Genomic DNA, 22355 nt, shown 5'->3' on the forward strand with positions numbered 1-22355 from the left:
ATGGAGTGGGCAACAGGCACGCGTTTGCGTGCGATCGCAGCCGCGGCAAGCGTGGCGTTCGGTGCGGCGGCGGGGCAGGCATATGCCCAGACGGCGCCGGCCGTGAACGCAGGCGCCGCGGCGTCGGCCAGCAGTGCGCAGGGCGGTGCGGCGGCCAGTGCGTCGACCGGTACGCTGCCGACGATCAACGTCAACGCGGCCTCGGAAGGGGACGGCACGGTCGGGCTCGTCGCGAAGCGCAGCCGGACCGGCACGAAGACCGATACACCGATCAACGAGATCCCGCAGACGATCAACGTCGTCACCGCGCAGCAGATCGAGATGACCGGTGCGACCGACGTGAACGCGGCACTGCGCTACGTGCCGGGTTTCTCGTCGTACGGCTCGGACAACCGTTCCGACTGGTACGCGGCACTGCGCGGCTTCACGCCGACCGCCTACGTGAACGGGCTGCAGGTGCCGAACACGATCAACCTCGCGAGCTGGCGCGTCGATCCGTACATGATCGACAGCATCACCGTGCTGCGCGGGCCGACCTCGGTGCTGTACGGCGCGGGCGACCCCGGCGCGATCATCGACGTGCAGACCAAGCTCGCCGACGGCGAGCGCGTGCGCGAGGCCGGCGTGCAGATCGGCAACTACGCGCGCAAGCAGTTCATGATCGACGTGGGCGACAAGCTCGACCCGGACGGCAAGTACGCGTACCGGTTCGTCGGCGTCGCGCGCGACGGCAATGCGCTGACCGGCCCGAACAACGACCAGCGCGTCGCGCTCGCGCCGTCGTTCCGCTGGCGCCCGAACGCGGATACGTCGCTGACGCTGTCCGCGACGTACCTGCAGGACTGGGGCGACATCTCGTCGAACTTCGTCCCGGCGGTGGGCACGGTGCTGCCGAACCCGAGCGGGCAAATCAACAAGGACGTCTACGAAGGCGACCCGAACTTCAACTACTACCGCAAGAAGCAGTGGTCGGTCGGCTACCAGTTCGAGCAGAACCTGACTTCGGCGTGGAAGTTCCGGCAGAACGTCCGCCTGATGCACCTGTCGCTCGACAACGGCTCGGTGTTCGGCAACGGCTTCGTCGAGGGCAGCACGACCGACGTGTCGCGCTGGGCCGGCGTGTTCCAGATGAACTACAGCCGCTTCGACATCGACAACAACGTCGAGGGCCGCTTCGCGACGGGCCCGCTCCAGCACACGCTGCTGCTCGGCTTCCAGTACAACCGCCAGACCGCGACCGACAGCGAATGGCTCGCCGCCGCGTCGCCGCTGAACATCTACAACCCGGTCTACACGCCGGTCACGCTGTCGGTGTTCTCGAATCCGGACACCACGTTCCGTACGAACACGTACACGGCGATGAACACGTTCGGCCTGTACGCGCAGGACCAGATCAAGTGGAACCGCTGGACGCTGACGCTCGGCGGCCGCGAGGACTGGGTCAACATGCGGATGGACGACCGCGCGGGCGGCACGTCGACGAAGGCGGACGTGACGGCGTTCACCGGCCGCGTCGGCCTCACGTACCAGGGCGACTACGGGCTGTCGCCGTACGTCAGCTACGCGACGTCGTTCAACCCGCTGATCGGCGTGAACCTGCTCGGCGGCGGGCTGCCCCAGCCGACGCGCGGCAAGCAGATCGAGGCCGGCCTGCGCTGGCAGCCGCCCGGCAAGAACCTGATGCTGAACGCGGCGATCTACCAGATCAACCAGACCAACGTGCTCACGCCGGCGCTGCCGGATCAGGACCCTACCGGCACGAAGTCGGTGCAGACCGGTGAAGTGCGTTCGCGCGGGATCGAACTGAGCGCGACCGGCAAGGTCACGCGGAACCTGTCGCTGATCGCGTCGTACGTGTACCAGGACGTGAAGAACGTGAAGGCGAACGATGTGTCACTGAACAACTGGCCGGTCGATATTCCGCGTCCGCGCCAGATGGCGTCGCTGTGGGCCGACTGGACGTGGCACACGGGGCCGCTGTCGGGCCTGGGCCTGGGCGGCGGCGTTCGCTACCAGAGCGCGTCGGCCGGTGCGGCCGACAACTCGCTGACGGTGTCGAGCGTCACGCTGTTCGACGCGGGCGTGCATTACGACACGCGTAACTGGCGCTTTGCCGTGAACGGGACGAACCTGTTCAACCGCCACTACATCAGCGGTTGCCAGTCGATGAACGTCTGCGTGTTCGGCACCGACCGCACGGTGATCGCGACCGCGAAATACAACTGGTGACGATGCGCGCCGCGGCCCGCCGGCCGGCCTTCGTGGCCGGCGCGGGCCGGTCGCGGCGCCTTCGTCCGCTTTTCCACGACGCATCCATGCCGAAGAAAAATCTCGTCTACATCCAGTCGCTGCGCAACGGCGCAGCCGATCGCGCCGGCCAGCCGGTCGCTTATCAGGGCGGCACGCGCTACATGAAGGCGCCGCTCGAATTCCTCGTCGAGCGCCTGAACGACTCGCTGCTCGGCGAGCGCTACACGCTCAAGGGCGTGATCGTCGACGACGACGACGGTTCGCCGGCCGACCGCGCGAAGGTGGCCGACTACGGCTTCGCCCGTACGCCGGGCCGCCCGTGGATCCTGCCGGAAGGGTTGACGGTGCAGGGCCGGCCGGTCGACGAACTGTTCTGCACGATTGCGTCGACATACCGGCGGCTGCCGCGCGACGCACGCGAGCGTGCAGCCGGCAAACAGGCGTTCGAGCGCCGCCTGCTCGAGCGCCTGCTCGAACTCGAAGCCGATGTCGTCGTGCTCGACGGGCTGCTCGTGATCCTCGACGAGCTCGTACGGCCCGGCGCGCGCTTTCACCGGCGCATCGCCAACATCCACCCGGGCATCACCGCCGACGGTTCGCCGTACCAGCGGCGCGGCGCATGGGCGACGCTCGACGCGCTGCACGGCGCGCGCGGCGAACGGGTCGACTGGGCGAGCGGCGCGACGTCGTCCGTCGAGCCCGTGATGATGACGGGCGCGTCGTTCCACTACGTCGACAACGGCATCGATTCCGGCGAGGTGATCTGCGACGTGCTCGACACGCCGATCGCACCGGGCGACACGATTCTCGAACTGCGCTGGAACAACTTCCAGCGCAGCCTGTTTCCGGCGCTCGAGCGGGGGCTGCACGTTCTCGCCGATCGCCACGACGCGGGAGCACTGTGATGCAAGACACGCTGACGAAACCGGCCGGCGCCGCCGACGCCGTCGAAGGTGAAGTGGCCGCGGCGCTCGACGGCGCCGCGCACGGGCCGGCGATGACGGTCGCCGAGCGCTCGCTCGACGCATGGCGGCCCGACGATTCGCCGGAGGCACTGCTCGCGGCGTTCGTCGCGCTCTTCAACACCGACACGCGATACGACGCGGCGACGATCACGGTGCCGCTCGGCGGCGCCGATGCGGCGGCTGTTGCGTCGTACGTCGCGCGCGCGGTGCGCGAGGGCGTGATCGACGGCGCGCAGGCCGAGGGCGACACGCTGCGGTTCACCGTATCGCGCACGACCTTCTGGCAGAACCCGCGACCGTGGCTGAAGGCGCCCGCGTCGGGCGGGATGCCGCTGCGCCATGCGATCACGAACGGCCACCGGCACCCGGTGCGGCCGCCGTCGCCGGCCGGCGAGATCTATGCACGCCATATGCCGCAGGTCGGGATGACGTTCAGCCTGCGTACCGTCGACATCGACGCGCATGCGGACCTGTTCAGCGGCTGGATGAACCTCGATCGCGTCGCGCATTTCTGGGATCAACGCGGCACGCGCGACGAGCACGCGGCGTATCTTGCCGAGCGGCTCGCCGATCCGCACATGCACCCGATGATCGGCTATTTCGACGACACGCCGTTCGGCTATTTCGAGTTCTACTGGGCGAAGGAGGATCGTCTCGCGCCGTTCTACGATGCGCACGACTACGATCGCGGGCTGCACCTGCTGATCGGCGACTCGCGGTTCCAGAGCGCCGGCAAGCTGCATGCATGGTGGAGCGGGGTGCTGCACTACATGTTCGTCGACGAACCGCGCACGCAGCGGCTCGTCGGCGAGCCGCGCGTCGATCACGTGCGGCACATCGCGTACATGCACCGGCTCGGGTTCTACACGCTGAAGGAGTTCGACTTCCCGCACAAGCGCGCGGCGCTCACCGTGATCGAGCGAGACACATTCTTCGACACTTTCCGGTTGCCGTGACGGCGCGGGTGCGCAGCGTCGGTGCGGCGTTGCGCGCGGTGCGGTGCCGCACCGGCATCGGCCGTTCGGGATATGGACTGCGTGGCCTGCGTCGTGAAGAATGGATCGCTCTCCTCATCGACGACAGGCCGGCAACATGACAAAAACACCCGTGGCAGCGTGGGGCGCGACGTCCGATTTGCGTCCTCTCAATTTGACATATGCTGGCATATGTCTAGAATGGGCGCATCGTACTCCCATGGAGTGGCTCATGCGTACCGTTTCCATTTTCAAGAACGCCCGTAACCAGGCAATCCGCATCCCGAAGGACATGGAGTTCGAGGGGGTGACGGAACTCGAGATCCGCCGCGAGGGCGACACACTGATGCTGCGGCCGGTGCGGCCCACGTGGCTCTCGTTCGCGAGCGAACCGCTGGCCGACGCCGATTTCCTCGCCGAACGCCCGGCCGTGATCGAGTCCGGCCGCTTCGACCTTTCCGGCGGCGCCGCGCCGACGGAGTCCGGCCAGTGACCACGCTCTACATGCTCGATACGAACATCTGTTCGTTCATCATGCGCGAGCGGCCGCCGGTAGTGCTGTCGCGGCTGCAATCGTGCGTCAATGCGCAGCACCGGATCGTCGTGTCGGCCATCACTTATGCCGAAATGCGGTTCGGCGCAGTCGGCAGGAAGGCGTCGCCGAAGCATGCGGAACTCGTGACGGCCTTTGTCTCGCGGCTCGATGGCGTGCTGTCGTGGGATACGGCGGCCGTCGATGCGACGGCCGCGATTCGTGCCGATCTCGCCGCGCGCGGCACGCCGATCGGTGCGAACGATGCGTCGATCGCCGGGCATGCGATCGCCGCCGGTGCGGTGCTCGTCACGAACAACGGCCGGGAATTCGGCCGGGTGGCCGGGTTGTCGCTCGAAGACTGGGCGGCCTGAGCGCGGCAGTGCGAAAGCGGGATGACGTCGCGGCTTCACATCCACGGCGTCGTGTCATGCGTGCGGTGCGGGTGAATCCGCGAGAAAGGCGTCGCGGAATGCGTCGAGATACCGGTTGGCGTCATCGCTGAATTCACCCGGCAACAGCGCGAACGCACGTGCCAGCAGATCCTGGCCGAGCGTGGCATAGGTCGCTTCGTCGGACAACAGCACGCGGATCGCGTCGCGCGTGTGCGGCGAGGCAATCCGTTTCGCGTCTCGCGCGAGCAGCGCGGCGGCGGCAAGGCCGGGCTGGAACGCATGCAGCTCCAGCAGGTCGGGGGCGGCGTCCCAGATGCGCTCGCGATTGCCTGCATCGTGAAAATTCCGCAGCAGGAACAGCAGGTCGTACGCATCGCTGTTCTGGCGTGCCCGCCGGTCCTTCCAGGCGAGCAGCTTCAGCAGCGCGAGCGCCGGCAGGCTGGCCACCGGCACGACGGTGCGCGCGTCGATCGACACCGGCTGCGCGGTGTCCACCGCTTCCTGGAAACCGAGCACGTTCAGCACGAATTCGCCGCCCGGCGGCCACGCGATCGCGCCCGGCGGCGTTTCGAGCGGCCCGAACGGCACGAGATCGAGTTCGGTGCGAAAACCGTGCGTGCCGCTGTCGAACAGCAGTTTCTGCTGTTGTTTCGGTGCGCGCGTGAATTGCCCGGTCGCAACGAGCGTATCGACGAGCTGCGCGTGAAACGGCCAGCTCACCGCGCACACCGCGACGTCGACGTCCCGTGTCGCACGCACCGGCCGGATGCCGTGGACGTGCCACATCAGGATGTCGCGCGCGGTTGCGCCGGCGACGACGAAGGCCGCATCGACGCGCGCGCAGGCACGGCTCACCGCTTGCAAGAGCGCGACCGCCGCCGGGTCGAGCGGCCGGCGCGCGTCGACTTCAAGCGGGCGGATGGGCGAGGTATCGGTCATGGATCCGTTCGGCGGCGGCAAGGTTGCGGCTGTCCCCGGACGAGACGAGATCCGCATAGATCAGGAGCGGCGGTACGAGCGGCATGCGCGGCTCGTGCCAATCGAGCGCGGGCGAGTGCGGCCAGAATGCTTCGACGATTTCGACGTCGCCGCGGTCGTCCGGGCGCAGGCGGGCCTGGAGCAGCAGGCGGTTCGATGCCGCGCCGTGCGTATAGACGGTGATCTCGGCCGGCTTCAGATCGTGCGTCAGCAGGTCGGCCGCCGGTTCGCCGCCGAGCCGCGCATCGAACGACGCGAAATCGAAATCGCGCCACCAGTCGGGCGCGAGGCTGGCATAACGACGGCTCGGCAGTTTCGCGCGCAGGCGGCTCGGGTACAGCGCAACCCATTCGTGCACGAAGCGCGGCCAGTCGGGTATCAGGCGCTCGCCATTGCGGCGCTGGCCGACGAGGCCGCGCGCGATCAGGTCGTCCATCGCGAGGTTGACCGTGCCGAGCGCGACACCCGATGCGGCCGCAATCGCCCGATACGGCTGCGCGACGAGGCCCGGCTGTGTCGCGACCGCGAACATCACGGCCAGCCCCTTCGGCGTCGTCGCGCGCGATGCCTGCCGGCGCGGCGTGCGCGCGGGTTTCGGCCGGCCCGCGATCATCACGGTCGCTTCCGGCTGGATCAGGCATGCGTTGCCCGCGGTGTCGAGAAACGGGATGCCCTGGTCGGTCAGGCCGGCGGCCAGTTCGGCCGAAAGATAGGGGGCGATCAGCATCAGCGGCCGCTCGCCGGGTGTCGCGGTCGCAATGCCGCGGCGGCGCAGTGCCGCGAGTGCGCCCGGCAGCGATTCGACGCGCAGGCTCACGGCGGCCGGCATCTCGAATACGTGCCCGGCAACGTCGAAGCGGATCATCGCGTCGGCTTGCCCGGCATACGCGGCCGGCACGCGCACGGGCCGCGCGCCGAAGCGCCGGGTCGCGCGTTCGAACGCGGCGCAGGCTTCGTCGAGCACGTGCTGTTCCGACATCGGAAGGGGGGCGTTCTCGGGCATCGGAGGCGATTGCTTGTTCACTTGCTCATCAGCGTACACAAAAAATGTACATGCGTCAAAAAATGAACAATTGCCTGTAACACGTTGATGTGTCGGCATTATTCCGGATGCTTGAACGGTCATCGTCGAATCCTGGCGCTCGTCAAATCGCTGTCAAGCCCACAGTCTCACGCGCCCGAACCGTGTGCGGCAGTCACCCGGATGGCCGGTCAGCTCATATCGCGCGCGATACCCTGTCCGGCAACCATCGGTTGCTACCGCGACGACTTTTCGTCTGCCCGGTTGCCGGCGAACCGACTATCCTTGCCTGCACATTCCCCGCAGAAACAGGAGACGACACCGTGACGCACAGCGTGATTCCCGCAGGCCTCGCCGATGAAATGATCGAGATCCGGCACCGCATCCATGCCCACCCCGAGCTCGGCTTCGAGGAATTCGCGACGAGCGATCTCGTCGCCGAGCAACTGCAGTCGTGGGGCTACACGGTGCATCGCGGGCTGGGCGGCACGGGCGTCGTCGCGCAGCTGAAGGTCGGCAACGGCACGCAGCGCCTCGGCCTGCGCGCCGACATGGATGCGTTGCCGATCCACGAGGCCACGGGCCTGCCGTACGAGAGCAAGATCGCCGGCAAGATGCACGCATGCGGTCACGACGGCCACACGGCGATGCTGCTCGCGGCCGCGAAGCATCTTGCGCGCGAGCGCCGCTTCTCGGGCACGCTGAACCTGATTTTCCAGCCGGCGGAAGAAGGGCTCGGCGGCGCGAAGAAGATGCTCGACGAAGGGCTGTTCGAGCTGTTCCCGTGCGACGCGATCTTCGCGATGCACAACATGCCGGGGTTCCCCACGGGCAAATTCGGCTTCCTGCCGGGGCCGTTCATGGCGTCGTCCGATACCGTCGTCATCGACGTGCAGGGCCGCGGCGGCCACGGCGCGGTGCCGCACAAGGCGGTCGATTCGGTGGTCGTGTGCGCGCAGATCGTCATTGCGCTGCAGACGATCGTGTCGCGCAACGTGTCGCCGCTCGACATGGCGATCGTCACGGTCGGCGCGATCCACGCGGGCGAGGCGCCGAACGTGATTCCCGATCGCGCGCAGATGCGCCTGTCGGTACGGGCGCTGAAGCCGGAGGTGCGCGACCTGCTCGAGACGCGCATCAAGGAAGTCGTGCATGCGCAGGCCGCCGTGTTCGGCGCGACCGCGACGATCGACTACCAGCGCCGCTACCCGGTGCTCGTCAACGACACGGATATGACCGCGTTCGCGCGCGGCGTCGCGCGCGAGTGGGTGGGCGAAGCGAACCTGATCGACGGGATGGTGCCGCTCACCGGCAGCGAGGATTTCGCGTTCCTGCTCGAGAAGCGGCCGGGCTGCTACCTGATCATCGGCAACGGCGACGGAGAGGGCGGCTGCATGGTGCACAACCCCGGCTACGACTTCAACGACGCGGCACTGCCTACCGGCGCGTCGTACTGGGTCAAGCTGGCCGAGGCGTTCCTGGTGTGATGCGGCGGCGCGGCGGCGTGCGAGCTGCCGCGCCTGCAAAACCGGTCGCAGCGGCCGTGACCGCATTTGACGCTCCTTGACATCGACGGAACAGGTCGCGTGCTACGCTGCGCGCGACGCCGGACCGGCGCGATGAATACAGGTGTGGATGAAATGCGAAAACAGTTTCTGACCGTACTGACCGCCTGTGCGGTCGCCATGCTGGCAGCCGGGTGCGACGACCAGAAAGTGGCTGACGCGGTGAATGCGATCAAGCCCGATCCGATGGCGTTCGGCAATCTGCAGCCGGGCGTGTCGACGACCGAGGACGTGCTCCGCCAGGCGGGCAAGCCGGAAATGGTCAGGCAGGGCGACGACGGCTCGCAGCGGTTCGAATATCCGCGCGGCCCGTACGGCACGAGCACCTACATGCTCGATTTCGGGCCCGACGGCCGGCTCGTGTCGATCACCCAGGCGCTGACGGCGGCGAACATCGCGAAGGTCGTGCCCGGGATGTCGAAGGACGACGTGCGCCAACTGCTCGGCAAGCCGACCGAGATCGCGCAATACGCGCTGAGCCACGAAGAGGTGTGGAGCTGGCACTGGGCCGAGGGCGGCGTATCGGGCGACGCGATGTTCAACGCGCATTTCTCGCCCGACGGCACCGTGATCCGCACTTCGCGCTCGGAAGCGCCGGGCCGCGAAAAACCCTGACATCGCGGCGCCTCGCCGTTTTTTCGGTCAGAACGCCGTGCCGCCGAACAGCGCCACGACCGCCTCCGGATTCGACGGCCAGTACAGGTGCATGTACGTCGCGACGATCGCGCCGTGGCGATAGACGGCTTCGCCGCTGCCCGGCTTGCCGTCGGGGCGCGCCGCGTTCGCGACCGGTTCCAGCGGCGTCGCGAGCGTCGAATAATGAAACGTATGGCCGCGCATCGGCCCGGTACGCGTATCGAGCTGCTGCATGCCGAGCGCCGCGAACCGGCGCTGCATCGTCGCCCGCCCCGGCAACAGCCCGAGCATTGACGTCGTGACACCGTCGACGTCGGTCAGCGATTCACACAGATACACCATCCCCCCGCATTCCGCGACGATCGGCCGGCGAGCCGCCGCATGCGCGCGAAGGGTCCGTGCGGTGGCGTCATTCGCCGCGAGCGTCGCCGCATGCAGTTCCGGATAGCCACCCGGCAGGAACAGCGCGTCGCAATCGTCCGGCACGGGTTCGTCGGCGAGCGGCGAGAAGAAGCGCAACCGCGCGCCGAGCGCCTCGAGCAGCGCGAGATTCGCCGGATAGATGAACGAAAACGCCGCGTCGCGCGCAATCGCGATCCGCTTGCCGGCGAGCGCACGCGGCAGCGGCGCCGCGGCGTCCGGTTCGGCGAACGCGACGGCGGGCGGCAATTCGGCGAGCGCCGTCTGCGCGAGCACGTCCGCCGCGCGATCGAGCCGTGCGTCGAGATCGTCGATGTCGGCCGGCTGGTGCAGGCCGAGATGCCGCTCCGGCAGCGCGATGCCCGCGTCAGCCGGCACGTGCCCGAGCCAGTGCAGGTCGTCGGGCAGCGCCTGTTGCAGCAGTTCCGCGTGCCGGGCCGAGCCGACGCGGTTCGCGAGCACGCCGTGAAACGGCAGCCCCGGCCGGAACCGGGCGAGCCCGAACGCGATCGCCGCGAACGTCTGCGCCATCGCCTTCGCGGAAATCACCGCGACGACCGGCACGCCGAACGCAGCCGCGAGGTCGGCACTGCTCGGCGTGCCGTCGAACAGCCCCATCACGCCTTCGATCAGGATCAGGTCGGCATCGCGTGCGGCATCGGCAAGCAACGCGCGGCAGCCGGCCTCGCCGACCATCCCGAGATCGAGCGCATGCACGGGGGCGCCGCTCGCGCGTTCGAGCAGCATCGGATCGAGAAAGTCGGGCCCGGTCTTGAACACGCGCACACGGCGGCCGAGCCGGCGGTGCAGCCGCGCGAGGCCGGCCGTCACCGACGTCTTGCCCTGGCCCGACGCGGGCGCACTGACGAACAGCGCGGGGCAGGCGGGCATGCTCAGAACTCCACGCCGCGCTGCGCCTTCACGCCTTGCTCCTTGTACGGATGCTTGACGAGCCGCATCTCGGTGACGAGGTCGGCCGCGTCGATCAGCGCGTCGGGCGCATGCCGCCCGGTCACGACGACGTGGACCGAATCGGGACGCGCGGCAAGCGTCGCGAGCACTTCGTCGAGCGGCAGGTATTCGTACTTCAGCACCGTGTTCAACTCGTCGAGGATCACCATCCGGTAGTCGCCGCTTTCGATCATCCGGCGCGCCTCGTCCCAGCCCTTGCGCGCGGTCGCGATGTCGGCGTCGCGGTTCTGCGTGTTCCACGTGTAGCCGTCGCCCATCGTCACGAAATCGCATTCGGCAACCGCGCCGAGGAAGTCGCGCTCGGACGTGTGCAGCGCGCCCTTGATGAACTGCACGACACCGAGCCGCATGCCGTGGCCGAGCACGCGCACGGCCATGCCGAACGCGGCCGTGCTCTTGCCCTTGCCGTTGCCGGTGTTGACGATCAGCAGGCCCTTTTCGTTGACGGCGGCGGCCTGCTTCTTCTCGTGGCCCGCGCGGCGGCGTTCGGTCATCCGTTGATGGGATTCGGCGTCGGTTTTCATCGGATTCGTCCTGTCGAAAGAAAGCGAAACAAAGGGTTCAGAGCGGGCCGGCGAGTGCGACCGTCACGCCGTCCCGGATGGATTTGGGGCCCAGCAGCCGGCCGTGCGGCGCCGCGAGCTGCGCGCACGGCTCGGCCACGCCCGCGACGCCGAAGCGGGCGAGCGCGGCATCCGACGGGCCGCTCACGGCCAGTTCGGGGCGGCTCGCGAGCTGTGCCGCGTCGAACGCGACGAGCGGCCAGCCGCGTCTCGCGCACAGCGTGCGCAGCGCGCGTGCGCGCGCCTTGTCGGCGAGCGTGGCGACGAGCGCCGGTTCGGCAGCCGGGTACCGCATCAGCGCGATGCGGATCGCGGCATCGAGTTGCGCGGCCGTCACGCCCGCGCGGAAACCGACACCGATCGCGACGCGCATCATGCGCGGCTGCCGAGTGCGGCGCGTACCGCGGGATCGTTGGCGAACGCCGCGACGCGGCCGATCACGACGATCGCCGGCGAACCGATGCCGGTCGCGCCGACACGCTCGACGAGCGTGTCGAGCGTCGCGAGCACGTGCCGCTGTTCGGGGCGCGTCGCGTTCTCGATCGCCGCGCACGGCGTGTCGCCGGGCAGGCCGCCTTCGCGCAGCGCGGCTGCAATCGTGTCGAGCCGGCGGATGCCCATGTAGACGACGATCGTCATGCGCGTGGCCGCGAGCGCGCGCCAGTCGGGTTCGTCGGCGCCCGCGCCGTGGCCCGTGACGAAGATCACGCCCTGCGCGTCGCCGCGCTGCGTGACCGGGATGCCGAGCGCGGCCGGCGCGGCGATGCCCGCCGTGACGCCGCTCACGACCTCGACTTGAAATCCCGCGACGCCGAGCGCGGCCAGCTCCTCGCCGCCGCGGCCGAACACGAACGGGTCGCCGCCCTTGAGCCGCGCGACGCTGCGGCCCGCGCGCAGATGCGCGAGCATCGCCGCGACGATCGCCTCCTGCGGCGTCGATGCATGACCGCCGCGCTTGCCGACGTGCTCGATGTGCGCATCGGCGCGCGCATGGCGCAGCACGTCGGGGTTCACGAGATCGTCGACGAGCAGCACGTCGGCCGAGCCGATCGCGTGGACGGCCTTGAGCGTCAGCAGGTCGGCGTCGCCGGGGCCGGCGCCGATGAGCCAGGCGCGGCTCATCGGGCGCGGCACGGCGCGCACCGTGTCGAAACAGTGGAAACGGGAAGGCGGGCGGGGCGGCGGCCAGCAGACAGGTGAAGCATGACGGATCGGACGAAGCCCGCGCGGACGCGGGCGGAATGCGCACTCGATCCGTCCCCCGCGGATCGGGCGTTCGGCGAGCATCGGGCTCGCCCCTTGCGTCGGCCGGTATCCGGGCTGGCCACTTGCCAGGCCGCAGCCTTCCCGCCCGGTGGACGGGCAGTGGCATCGTGGGCGGCATGGGCGCGTGCGCGGGGAAGCGCGTCGCGCGGGCGGCGTACCGTTGCGGGGACAGCACAGGCAGGGCGGCGATCCGCCTCCTGTTTCCCGTTTAACTGCATGCACGGAATGCGCATGCGAGCACCGAACGCGGCGCATACGATAGCACAGCGATCCCCCCGCGCGAACCGCCGTGCGCGGCGTCCGGCCGCGCGCGGCGGCCCTCCGGAACCGGGCCCGGCGGCCCGTTTTGCCTTGACGCTCCCCGCACCGCCGCCTACACTCGCACGCGTTTTGGTGCTCGCGCGCGCCGCTCCGGTGCGCGCAGTTAAACGGGAAACAGGGAGCCTGCCTGCGCCGCAGTCGAGCCAACCTGTGCTGCCCCCGCAACGGTAAGCGAACGCGTCGCGCGCAAGCGCCACGCAGCGCCGCTTCGCCGCATGCCGCGCGCATGCGGACGACCGCCACTGGATTGCTGTGCATCCGGGAAGGCGAAGCGGCGTGTTCGCTAGCCCGGATACCGGCCCAAACGTTGGGGTTCAGCGCCGCGGGGAGGCGGCGCATCGTCCACGGCCGCAGCAGGCCCGACGCCCGCGTGTTGCTCGTTTCCACCGCCGATCTGCCGCTGCGCGAACCCGCGCCGGCCGGCGCGGTGCACGGCAGGCGCGCGAGCCGGGCCGGCGGCAGCCGTGTTGGCATTCACGATGTCGACCGTTCGCAAGGAAGCACCATGTCCGATTCGTCGTTCCGCCCGTCCCGCGACTGCCCGTCCGGATCGCGCGGCGGCATGCCCGCGATCCGCCAGATGAACTGCCACGCCGCCATCGACGCGACGATCCCGGGCTGATTCCTTTTTCGACACAGGACCTACCATGACCCTACGCAAGCTTCCCGTCACGATCGTCACGGGCTTTCTCGGCAGCGGCAAGACGACGCTGATGCGCCACATCCTGCAGCACGCCGAAGGCCGCCGCATCGCGGTGATCGTCAACGAATTCGGCGAACTCGGCATCGACGGCGAAATCCTCAAGGGCTGCGGCATCGGCTGCGAGGAGGCCGACGGTGCGCAGGGCGAAGCATCGGGCCAGTTGTACGAACTCGCGAACGGCTGCCTGTGCTGCACCGTGCAGGAGGAGTTCTATCCGGTGATGGAAGCGCTCGTCGAGCGCCGCGCGGACATCGACCACGTGCTGATCGAGACGTCCGGGCTCGCGCTGCCGAAGCCGCTCGTGCAGGCGTTCAACTGGCCGACGATCCGCAACAGCTTCACGGTCGACGCGGTCGTGACCGTCGTCGACGGGCCGGCCGCCGCAGCCGGCCAGTTCGCGGAAAACCCGCAGGCCGTCGACGCGCAGCGCCGCGCCGATCCGAACCTCGACCACGAATCGCCGCTGCACGAGCTGTTCGCCGATCAACTGTCGTCCGCCGATCTCGTGATCGTGAACAAGGCCGATCTCGTCGGCGACACGGAATTTGCGCAGATCGAAACCGCGATCCGCGACGAGATCCCGCCGCAGGTGAAGATCGTGCGCGCGACGCGCGGCGAGCTCGATCTCGCGATGCTGCTCGGCCTCGAGTCGGCGTCGGAAGAAACGATCCACCTGCGCCACGACCATCACGGCTCGGCCGACGACGGCGATCACGATCACCATCACGACGATTTCGACTCGGTGGTCGTGTCCGGCGATGCCGGCACGCGCGAGGCGACGATCGCCGCGCTGCAGCGCGTCGTCGAAGCGCATACGATCTACCGCGCGAAAGGTTTCGCCGCGCTGCCCGGCGCACCGATGCGGCTCGTGATCCAGGGTGTCGGCCGCCGCTTCGACAGCTATTTCGACCGTCGCTGGCAGGACGGCGAAACCCGCGCGAGCCGCTTCGTGCTGATCGGCGAGGATCTCGACGCGGCGGCGCTGCAACGCGCGTTCGACGCCGCGTGCGCGGCCGAGCCGCAACAGGCGTAACGCACGATGCATCTGCTGCGCACCACGCCGGGCGGCTTCGTCGACGATACGCAGGGTGTCGTCCGGATCGACCAGCAGCCGGCCGACATCGTGATCCTGAGTTCGGCCGACACGACGCTGTCGCTGCTTGCCAGCGTCGTGCCGCACCTGCCTGCGGGCTTCCCGAGCGTGCGGCTCGCGAACGTCACGTTCCTGCGGCAGCCGGCGTCGGTCGATTTCTACGTCGACGACGTGTTGCAGCACGCGAAGGCGGTCGTGATCGACCATCTCGGCGGCGAGGCGTACTGGCCGTACGGGATCGAGCAGGCCGTGTCGCTCGCGTCGAAGCGCGCGCAGCAGCTCGCGATGTTCTCGGGTGACCTGCAGGAAGACCCGAACCTCGTCGCGAAGAGCACCGTCGCGCCCGGCCTGTGCCGGCTGTGGTGGCGCTACCTGCGCGAAGGCGGCGTGCACAACGCCGAGGCGCTGCTGCGCAGCATCGCATTCCACACACTCGGGTTCGGCGACGAACCCGAACCGCCGCGCCCGTTGCCGGCCGCCGCGCTGTATCACCCGGCGCGCGACCGCGCGAGCGTCGACGACTGGCGGCCGCGCTGGACGCCGGGCGCGCCCGTCGTCGTGATCCTGTTCTATCGCGCGCACTGGCAGGCCGCGAACACGGCCGTGTTCGATGCGCTGGCCGATGCGCTCGTTCAGGAGGGACTGAATCCGCTGCCGATCGCGGTCACGTCGCTGAAGGATGCGGTGAGCCGCGAAGTCATCACGCAGCTCTGCGACACGCACGACGTCGCACTCGTGCTGAACACGACCGCGTTCGCGGCCGGCGCGATCGACAGCCCGGAACACGACGTGCTCGCCGGCGACGCGCCGGTATTGCAGGTGATCCTGTCCGGCGGCAATCGCGACGCATGGGTGGCCGACAACCAGGGCCTGCATGCGCGCGACATCGCGATGCACATCGCGCTGCCCGAGGTCGACGGCCGGATCGTCACGCGCGCGGTGAGTTTCAAGGGGCTCGCGTATCGCTGCCCGCACACCGAGGTCGACGTCGTGCGCTACCAGCCGGACGCCGAGCGGATCGCGTTCGTCGCGGCGCTCGCGCGCGGCTGGTGCCGGCTGCGCACGCTCGACAACGCGACCAAGCGCGTCGCGCTGATTCTCGCGAACTATCCGCAAAGCGAAGGGCGGATCGGCAACGGTGTCGGGCTCGATACGCCGGCGTCCGCGCTGCGCGTGCTCGCGGCGCTGCGCGACGCGGGCTATGCGGTGGCCGACCTGCCGCCCGACGGCGACGCGCTGATCGCGCGGCTCACCGAAGGCGTGACCAACGACGCGGCCGTGCATGCGCTGCGCCCCGCCTTCCAGAGCTTCCCGCTGGCCGACTACGTCGCGCATTTCGCGCGGCTGCCGGCGGCCGTGCGCGACGCGCTGAACGCACGCTGGGGCCCGCCCGAAGCCGATCCGACGCTGCGGCAAGGGCGCTTCACGATCGCTGGCTGGCGCGCGGGCAACGTGTTCGTCGGCATCCAGCCGTCGCGCTCGCGCGGCGAGAACGACTACGCGAGCTACCACGACGCGGATCTCGTGCCGCCGCATGCGTATCTCGCGTTCTATTTCTGGCTGCGCGATGCGTATCGCATCGACGCGGTCATCCACCTCGGCAAGCACGGCAACCTCGAATGGCTGCCGGGCAAGAGCGTCGCGCTGTCCGACGCGTGCTGGCCCGACCTGACCCTCGGGCCGCTGCCGCATCTTTATCCGTTCATCGTCAACGATCCGGGCGAGGGCAGCCAGGCGAAGCGCCGCGCGCAGGCCGTGATCGTCGATCACCTGATGCCGCCGCTCACGCGCGCGGAAAACTACGGCCCGCTGCAGGATCTCGAGCGGCAGGTCGACGAATACTACGAAGCGCTGATGGTCGATGCGCGGCGCGCGAAGCTGCTGCGCAAGACGATCCTCGCGACGATCGCCGAACACCGGCTGCACGACGAACTGAGCGTGTCGCCGCCGCGCGACGCGGGCGACGAGGACGCGCTGCTGACGCGCGTCGACGCGTGGCTGTGCGAACTGAAGGAAGCGCAGATTCGCGACGGGCTGCACGTGTTCGGTGCGTCGCCGGCCGGGCGCCAGCGGCGCGACACGCTGCTGGCGCTCGCGCGCTTTCCGGTCGGCGACGGCAAGGGCGCACGCGCAGGACTGATCGGCGCGCTCGCGCGCGATCTCGCGCTCGGCGACGATTTCGATCCGCTCGCGGCCGACTGGGCCGCGCCGTGGGTCGGCCCGCGACCGGCGATCCTGCAGGCGCTCGACGCATCGCCGTGGCGCCACGCGGGCGATACGCGCGAGCGGCTCGAACGGCTCGCGCAGCAATGGCTGGACAGGGTGTGTGCAGCCGACGGCAGCCATACGGGCGCGGAAGACGCGACGCCCCCCGGCGACTGGCCGCACACGCTTGTCGTGATCGAGCGCGTCCGCGCGACGCTGCTGCCGGCGCTCGACGCGTGCGGCGGCGAGGAAATGCGGCAGCTGCTGCGCGGGCTCGACGGCCGCTTCGTGCCGCCGGGGCCGAGCGGCTCGCCGTCGCGCGGCCGCCCCGACGTGCTGCCGACCGGCCGCAATTTCTACTCGGTCGACACGCGCGCGGTGCCGACGCAGGCCGCGTGGACGCTCGGCCTGAAATCCGCGCAGCAGCTGATCGAGCGCCATCTGCAGGATCACGGCGACTATCCGCGCGCGATCGGGCTGTCGGTGTGGGGCACGGCGACGATGCGCACGGGCGGCGACGACATCGCGCAGGCGTTCGCGCTGCTTGGCGTGCGGCCGAAATGGGCGCACGGCAGCCACCGCGTGACCGACTTCGAGATCCTGCCGATCGAGATCTTCGACCGGCCGCGCATCGACGTGACGCTGCGCGTATCGGGTTTCTTCCGCGACGCGTTCCCGAACCTGATGCATCTGTTCGACGCAGCGGTGCAGGCAGTGGCCGCGCTCGACGAGCCGGAGGAACTGAACCCGATCCGCGCGCGCATCGAGCGCGAACGCGCGAAGTGGGTCGCACAGGGCGTGGCGCCGGACGAAGCGCACCGCCGCGCCGGCTGGCGCGTGTTCGGCGCGCGGCCGGGCAGCTACGGCGCGGGCCTGCAGGACCTGATCGACCAGCGCCGCTGGCAGACCGACGCCGATCTCGCGGAGGCGTACCGCCAGTGGGGCGGTCATGCGTATGCGCAGAACAGCGCGGGCGACGCCGCGGCCGACGTGTTCGGCGAGCGGCTCGCGACGATCGACGTGGTCGTGCAGAACCAGGACAGCCGCGAGCACGACATCCTCGATTCGAACGACTACTACCAGTTCCAGGGCGGGATGACCGCGGCGGTGCGGCACCTGTCCGGGCAGCAGCCGAGCATCTACCACGGCGACCACGCGAACCCGGTCGCGCCGAAGATGCGCACGCTGCGCGAGGAAATCGCGCGCGTGATCCGTTCACGCGTCGTCAACCCGAAATGGCTCGACGGCGTGAAGCGCCATGGTTACAAGGGTGCCGCCGAGCTGGCGGCGACCGTCGACTACCTGTACGGCTATGACGCGACCGCGCGCGTGCTGTCCGACCACCAGTACGCGCTCGTCGCCGACGCGTACCTGTTCGACGACGCCACCCGCGCGTTCCTCGAGCGGCACAACCCGAAGGCGCTGCACGGCATCTGCGAACGCTTCGTCGAGGCGATGCAGCGCGGCCTGTGGCAGCAGCCGGGCGACTATCGCGAGCGGATCGAAGCGGTCTGGCTCGACAGCGAACAACTCCAGGAAGGGGGACGGCGATGACCGATCCGACGACGCACCGCGCGCGCGCGGTTTTTCCGTTTGCGGCGCTCGTCGCACAGGACGCGCTGCAGCAGGCGCTGCTGCTCGCCGCGATCGACCCGTCGCTCGGCGGCGTGCTCGTGAGCGGCCCGCGCGGCACCGCGAAATCGACCGCCGCGCGCGGCCTCGCCGAGCTGTTGCCGGAAGGGCAGTTCGTCACGCTGCCGCTGTCGGCGAGCGACGAGCAGGTGACGGGGACGCTCGACCTCGCGCATGCACTCGCCGAAAACGGCTTGCGCTTCCGGCCGGGCCTGCTCGCGCGGGCGCATCTCGGCGTGCTGTATGTCGACGAGGTGAACCTGCTCGCCGACGGGCTCGTCGATACGCTGCTCGACGTCGCCGCGAGCGGCGTGAACATCGTCGAACGCGATGGCGTGTCGCATGCGCACGACGCGCGCTTCGTGCTCGTCGGCACGATGAATCCCGAGGAGGGCGAGCTGCGTCCGCAACTGCTCGACCGCTTCGGCCTGATGGTCGAACTGGAGAACTGCTTCGACGCCGCGCAGCGCGAGCGGATCGTGAAGGCGCGGCTTGCGTTCGATCTCGATCCGGAGGCGTTCCGCGCGCGCCACGCATCCGCGCAGCGCGCACTCGGCGAACGGATTCACGCGGCGCGCGCACGGCTGGCGACACTCGATTTCGGCGATGCGGTGCATGCGCACGTCAGCGCGCTGTGCATCGACGCGGCCGTCGACGGGCTGCGTGCCGATCTCGTGATGTTGCGCGCGGCGCGCGCGCTCGCCGCACTGGAGCAGGCCGATGCGGTGACGGTGTCGCATGTGGCGCGCGTGGCCGAAGCCGTGCTGCGGCACCGGCGCCATGCCGGTGCGCCGCCGTCGTCCGGCGCGTCGCAGCCGGATCGCGCAAGCGACGACCGTTCGCCGCCGGATGCACGCCAGCAGCCGGACGATCAACCGGCCGCAAGCGGGAACGGCGCCGCGGTCGCGCAGGGCGACTGGGGCTACCTGCGGCCCGAGCCGGCGGGGCTGCGCGACGTGAAAAGCGTGGTGCCGCTGCCGCTAAAAAAACACTGAGCCATCGAGCCGGCGCCGCCGCGAACGCCGTTCGCGGTCCTCGATGGCAGCCAGGCGCAGCCGCGCGCGTGCCGGGCACGGCGCGCACCGGCACGGCCGTCGCATGGCCGGCGACGTTCGCCGCGAAGCGCGGCGATCCGTTGCATCGCGGCCATCTGCGCTTCCGGAAGCGGGCGGGCGCACCGGATGCACTGCATTGCTTCGTGCTCGACTGTTCGGCGTCGATGCTGTCGCACGAGCGGCTCGCACTGGCGAAGGGGCTGATCGTCGCGTATTTCGACCAGGCCGCGCGCGATCGAGTCGAAACCGCGCTGGTCTGTTTCGGCGGCGACGGCGCGGCACGGCGCTTCGGCCCGGCCGTGCCGCGCTGGTGGAATGCGCGCTGGCTCGAACCGGTCGACGGTGGCGGCGGTACGCCGCTCGCGGACGGCATCGCGGCCGCCGCGCAGTTGCTCGCGCGCGCGGCGCGGCGCGATCCGGACAAGCAGCGCTGGCTGTGGGTGCTGTCCGACGGACGCACGCGCGAGATGCCGGCCAAACCCGCGGCGGCCGATCACGTCTTGTTCGTCGACTTCGACGATGCGGCCGTGCGGATCGGGCAGGGTGAGCGGCTGGCCGCCGCGTGGGGCGCGCAGTGGGTGACGGCCGACGCGCTGTGCTCGGGCCACACCGGCTGATCGCCGGCCGCGGTGCGCTATGATCGCCGCTTCCCCTTCTGCCCACTGGAAAAAACCGCCATGCAAGTACTGGTCGATGCCGACGCGTGTCCCGCCGTCATCAAGGACATGCTGTTTCGCGCCGCGCGTCGTGCCGAAATCTGCGTGACGCTGGTCGCGAACCAGTTCCTGCGCACGCCGCCGTCGCCGTTCATCAAGGCGGTGCAGGTGCCGGCCGGCTTCGACGTCGCCGATGCGCGCATCGTCGAGCTGGCGGAAGCCGGCGACCTCGTGATCACCGCCGACATCCCGCTGGCCGCCGCCGTCCTCGACAAGGGCGCGCATGCGCTCGACCCACGCGGCAACTGGTTCAGCCGCGAGAACATCGAGGAACGCCTGTCGACGCGCGCGATGATGGACCAGTTGCGCAGCGCCGGGATCGACACGGGCGGGCCGGCGCCGTTCAGCGCGCGCGACGGCAAGGCGTTTGCATCGCAGCTCGACCGGTTCCTGGCCCGGCACGGCAAGCCTTGAGGCCGGGGGCAACGGCCGCGCGTCGTGATCGTCCTGAAGCGGGGGAACACCCGCACGCCATGCGTCGCCATGCCGCACCGTTGAATCCGCATCGAATCGCGTTCATCACCCGGGCCGGGATGCACGTTTGCACCGACGCTGCTATCGTGGCGCAAACGACAACCCAACCCAGGAGCGCACGCGTGACACCGACCCAACTTCTCGTTCCGACCTTCACCCACATGCTGCGCGCACAGACCGCGTGGCTCGACAAGGCCGCCGCGCACCGGCAGGCCGCGGGCGACGCGCCCGACGCGGCGATGACGTTGAAGCTGGCGCCCGACATGTATCCGCTCGCGGCACAGGTGCGCTTCTCGTGCTTCCAGGCCATGGAGCCCATCCACCGGCTGCGTGGCGAACCGTTGCCGGCTGCACTGCTGGCCTTGCGCGAGGCGGGATGGAATGCGGATGCGCAGCCCGGCTCGCTCGCCGATGCGCAGGCGATCATCGCCGGCACGCTCGCATTTCTCGGCGAACTCGCGCCGGACGCGCTCGACGGCGGCGGCGCGCTGCCGATCGCGCTCGAGTTGCCGAACGGAGTCGCATTCGACATGACAGGCGAACAGTACGCGCGCGACTGGGCACTGCCGCAGTTCAATTTCCACGCGATCACCGCTTACGCGATCCTGCGCCACCATGGCGTCGAACTCGGCAAGGCCGACTACGTGTCGCACATGCTCGCGTACGTCCGGCCGGGCACGATTCCGCAAGGTTGAACCTCGTAGCGACATGACACGGGCACTCTTCATCTGCAGCCGCAACCGGCTGCGCAGCCCGACGGCCGAAGCGGTATTCGCCGCGTGGCCGGGTGTCGAAACCGATTCGGCGGGCCTCGCGCCCGATGCGGACACGCACGTGTGCGCCGAGCAGCTCGACTGGGCCGACGTCGTGTTCGTGATGGAGCGCGCGCACAAGACCAGACTGGCCGCGCAATTCGGTACGCATCTGCGGCACAAGAAGGTCGTCTGCCTCGACATTCCCGATCGCTACACGTACATGCAGCCCGAACTCGTCATGCTGCTCGAACGCAAGGCCGGCCCGTTCCTGCGCACGTGACGGGCGCGGGCGGGATCGACGTCAGCGCAGCCGGCCGTTCGCAATCGCCGAAAAACAGTCGAGCCGCAGCAGCTCGATGATCTTGCGCGTCGGCACGCTCGCCCGGAGCGTGTCGAGCCGGTCGACGGTGAACCACTTGCAGCGGGCGATCTCGTTGCTCGCGCGCGGCGTCAGGTGCGCCGGCACGTCGGCCACGAACACGTGGTGGAGCTTCGTCAGCCCGCCGAACTGCACCGCGTAGTCGAGTGCGAGCCCCTCCAGCCGTGTTTCCTCGGCAAGCTCCCGCAGTGCGGCGTCGAGCGGCGTCTCGCCGCGCCGGATCGTGCCGCCCGGCAGCGACCAGCGCGACGCGGTGCGAGCGACCAGCAGCACGCTGCCGTGCTGGCGGCACACGATCGTGGCGCGTTCCTTGATGACGGTGAGGGTGTCCGGCCCGGTACTCATGTTCGGCAAAACAGGTGCTGAATCGTGGAGAATGTGCGCGTCGGCGGCGCGTTGCCCGGCCGCGGCCGCGACGGCTTGCAGGCAGCCGCAGCGATCCTACCGGTCGTTCATGACAGTTCCGTGCACGGCGTCGCGCAACG

At 69.5% G+C, this 22355-nt stretch carries 22 protein-coding genes and 2 riboswitches; of the genes, 15 read left to right on the forward strand and 7 right to left on the reverse strand.

Translation table 11 applies throughout. From position 1 onward, the window contains the following. From APZ15_RS12790 to APZ15_RS12810, 5 genes are all read left to right on the forward strand, one after another. Positions 1–2229 (forward strand): TonB-dependent siderophore receptor, encoded by a 2229-nt coding sequence (locus APZ15_RS12790; protein ID WP_455768392.1) that lies wholly within the window; start codon positions 1–3, stop codon positions 2227–2229. A gap of 86 nt (positions 2230–2315) precedes the next feature. After that, positions 2316–3155 carry a formyltransferase family protein gene (locus tag APZ15_RS12795; RefSeq protein ID WP_027787438.1) on the forward strand — a complete coding sequence of 280 codons (840 nt, stop codon included), beginning with the start codon at positions 2316–2318 and terminating at the stop codon, positions 3153–3155. Beyond that, positions 3155–4171, forward strand: a complete 1017-nt coding sequence (locus APZ15_RS12800) for a GNAT family N-acetyltransferase (RefSeq protein ID WP_027787437.1) — start codon at positions 3155–3157, stop codon at positions 4169–4171. Before APZ15_RS12795 ends, APZ15_RS12800 begins: the two co-directional genes overlap by 1 nt. Positions 4172–4421: 250 nt before the next feature. Beyond that, positions 4422–4682: a type II toxin-antitoxin system VapB family antitoxin gene (gene vapB / locus APZ15_RS12805; RefSeq protein WP_049096496.1), complete on the forward strand. Its 261-nt coding sequence runs from the start codon at positions 4422–4424 to the stop codon at positions 4680–4682. Further along, positions 4679–5095 carry a PIN domain-containing protein gene (locus APZ15_RS12810; RefSeq protein ID WP_027787436.1) on the forward strand — a complete coding sequence of 139 codons (417 nt, stop codon included), beginning with the start codon at positions 4679–4681 and terminating at the stop codon, positions 5093–5095. Before vapB ends, APZ15_RS12810 begins: the two co-directional genes overlap by 4 nt. Positions 5096–5149: 54 nt before the next feature. Here the strand turns inward: APZ15_RS12810 and APZ15_RS12815 are convergent, their stop codons facing one another. Together APZ15_RS12815 and APZ15_RS12820 are read right to left on the reverse strand one after the other, a co-directional pair. Then, positions 5150–6055, reverse strand: a complete 906-nt coding sequence (locus tag APZ15_RS12815; RefSeq protein WP_027787435.1) for a nucleotidyl transferase AbiEii/AbiGii toxin family protein — start codon at positions 6053–6055, stop codon at positions 5150–5152. Beyond that, positions 6024–7097, reverse strand: a complete 1074-nt coding sequence (locus APZ15_RS12820; RefSeq protein ID WP_027787434.1) for a type IV toxin-antitoxin system AbiEi family antitoxin — start codon at positions 7095–7097, stop codon at positions 6024–6026. The genes APZ15_RS12815 and APZ15_RS12820 overlap by 32 nt, the downstream gene beginning before the upstream one ends. A gap of 341 nt (positions 7098–7438) precedes the next feature. Between APZ15_RS12820 and APZ15_RS12825 the strand changes: the two genes are divergently transcribed. Continuing rightward, on the forward strand, positions 7439–8602 hold the full coding sequence (locus APZ15_RS12825) for a M20 aminoacylase family protein (RefSeq protein ID WP_027787433.1): 1164 nt from the start codon (positions 7439–7441) through the stop codon (positions 8600–8602). Positions 8603–8755: 153 nt separating this feature from the next. Then, positions 8756–9295, forward strand: a complete 540-nt coding sequence (bamE, locus tag APZ15_RS12830; protein ID WP_027787432.1) for an outer membrane protein assembly factor BamE domain-containing protein — start codon at positions 8756–8758, stop codon at positions 9293–9295. A gap of 27 nt (positions 9296–9322) precedes the next feature. On the opposite strand, the gene APZ15_RS12835 is transcribed toward bamE, so the two are convergent. From APZ15_RS12835 to cobA, 4 genes are read right to left on the reverse strand one after another with little or no spacing between them, the layout of a single operon-like run. Beyond that, positions 9323–10627, reverse strand: a complete 1305-nt coding sequence (locus APZ15_RS12835) for a cobyrinate a,c-diamide synthase (protein WP_027787431.1) — start codon at positions 10625–10627, stop codon at positions 9323–9325. Between the two features lie 2 nt (positions 10628–10629). Further along, positions 10630–11232: a cob(I)yrinic acid a,c-diamide adenosyltransferase gene (gene cobO / locus APZ15_RS12840; RefSeq protein ID WP_021160089.1), complete on the reverse strand. Its 603-nt coding sequence runs from the start codon at positions 11230–11232 to the stop codon at positions 10630–10632. A gap of 37 nt (positions 11233–11269) precedes the next feature. After that, a complete protein-coding gene (locus APZ15_RS12845; protein WP_027787430.1) occupies positions 11270–11647 on the reverse strand; it encodes a cobalamin biosynthesis protein in 378 nt (125 codons plus the stop codon). Next, entirely contained in the window at positions 11644–12393 is a 750-nt protein-coding gene (gene cobA / locus APZ15_RS12850; RefSeq protein WP_027787429.1) for a uroporphyrinogen-III C-methyltransferase, read from the reverse strand. The genes APZ15_RS12845 and cobA overlap by 4 nt, the downstream gene beginning before the upstream one ends. Before the next feature lie 167 nt (positions 12394–12560). Then, a riboswitch (cobalamin riboswitch) is annotated at positions 12561–12798 on the reverse strand. 113 nt (positions 12799–12911) lie between these two features. Next, a riboswitch (cobalamin riboswitch) is annotated at positions 12912–13176 on the forward strand. Between cobA and APZ15_RS41750 the strand changes: the two genes are divergently transcribed. From APZ15_RS41750 to APZ15_RS12890, 8 genes are all read left to right on the forward strand, one after another. Next, complete coding sequence (locus tag APZ15_RS41750; RefSeq protein ID WP_162489887.1) at positions 13166–13480, forward strand: hypothetical protein; 315 nt, start codon at positions 13166–13168, stop codon at positions 13478–13480. (Overlaps the previous riboswitch by 11 nt.) Before the next feature lie 25 nt (positions 13481–13505). Next, a complete protein-coding gene (gene cobW, locus APZ15_RS12860; RefSeq protein WP_027787427.1) occupies positions 13506–14594 on the forward strand; it encodes a cobalamin biosynthesis protein CobW in 1089 nt (362 codons plus the stop codon). A gap of 6 nt (positions 14595–14600) precedes the next feature. After that, entirely contained in the window at positions 14601–18413 is a 3813-nt protein-coding gene (gene cobN / locus APZ15_RS12865) for a cobaltochelatase subunit CobN (RefSeq protein ID WP_027787426.1), read from the forward strand. Next, positions 18410–19486: a magnesium chelatase ATPase subunit I gene (locus APZ15_RS12870; RefSeq protein ID WP_027787425.1), complete on the forward strand. Its 1077-nt coding sequence runs from the start codon at positions 18410–18412 to the stop codon at positions 19484–19486. Before cobN ends, APZ15_RS12870 begins: the two co-directional genes overlap by 4 nt. Positions 19487–19554: 68 nt before the next feature. Further along, complete coding sequence (locus APZ15_RS12875; RefSeq protein WP_027787424.1) at positions 19555–20163, forward strand: vWA domain-containing protein; 609 nt, start codon at positions 19555–19557, stop codon at positions 20161–20163. Between the two features lie 60 nt (positions 20164–20223). Then, positions 20224–20676 (forward strand): YaiI/YqxD family protein, encoded by a 453-nt coding sequence (locus APZ15_RS12880; protein WP_021160082.1) that lies wholly within the window; start codon positions 20224–20226, stop codon positions 20674–20676. A 182-nt stretch (positions 20677–20858) separates the two neighbouring features. Continuing rightward, positions 20859–21431 (forward strand): DUF1993 domain-containing protein, encoded by a 573-nt coding sequence (locus APZ15_RS12885; RefSeq protein ID WP_027787423.1) that lies wholly within the window; start codon positions 20859–20861, stop codon positions 21429–21431. 13 nt (positions 21432–21444) lie between these two features. Beyond that, entirely contained in the window at positions 21445–21771 is a 327-nt protein-coding gene (locus APZ15_RS12890; RefSeq protein WP_027787422.1) for a low molecular weight protein tyrosine phosphatase family protein, read from the forward strand. Positions 21772–21792: 21 nt separating this feature from the next. Here APZ15_RS12890 and APZ15_RS12895 read toward each other — a convergent pair whose 3' ends face one another. Then, entirely contained in the window at positions 21793–22215 is a 423-nt protein-coding gene (locus APZ15_RS12895; RefSeq protein WP_027787421.1) for an NUDIX hydrolase, read from the reverse strand. Positions 22216–22355 lie beyond the last annotated feature (140 nt).

The sequence above is a fragment of the Burkholderia cepacia ATCC 25416 genome (assembly GCF_001411495.1).
GTDB lineage: Bacteria > Pseudomonadota > Gammaproteobacteria > Burkholderiales > Burkholderiaceae > Burkholderia > Burkholderia cepacia.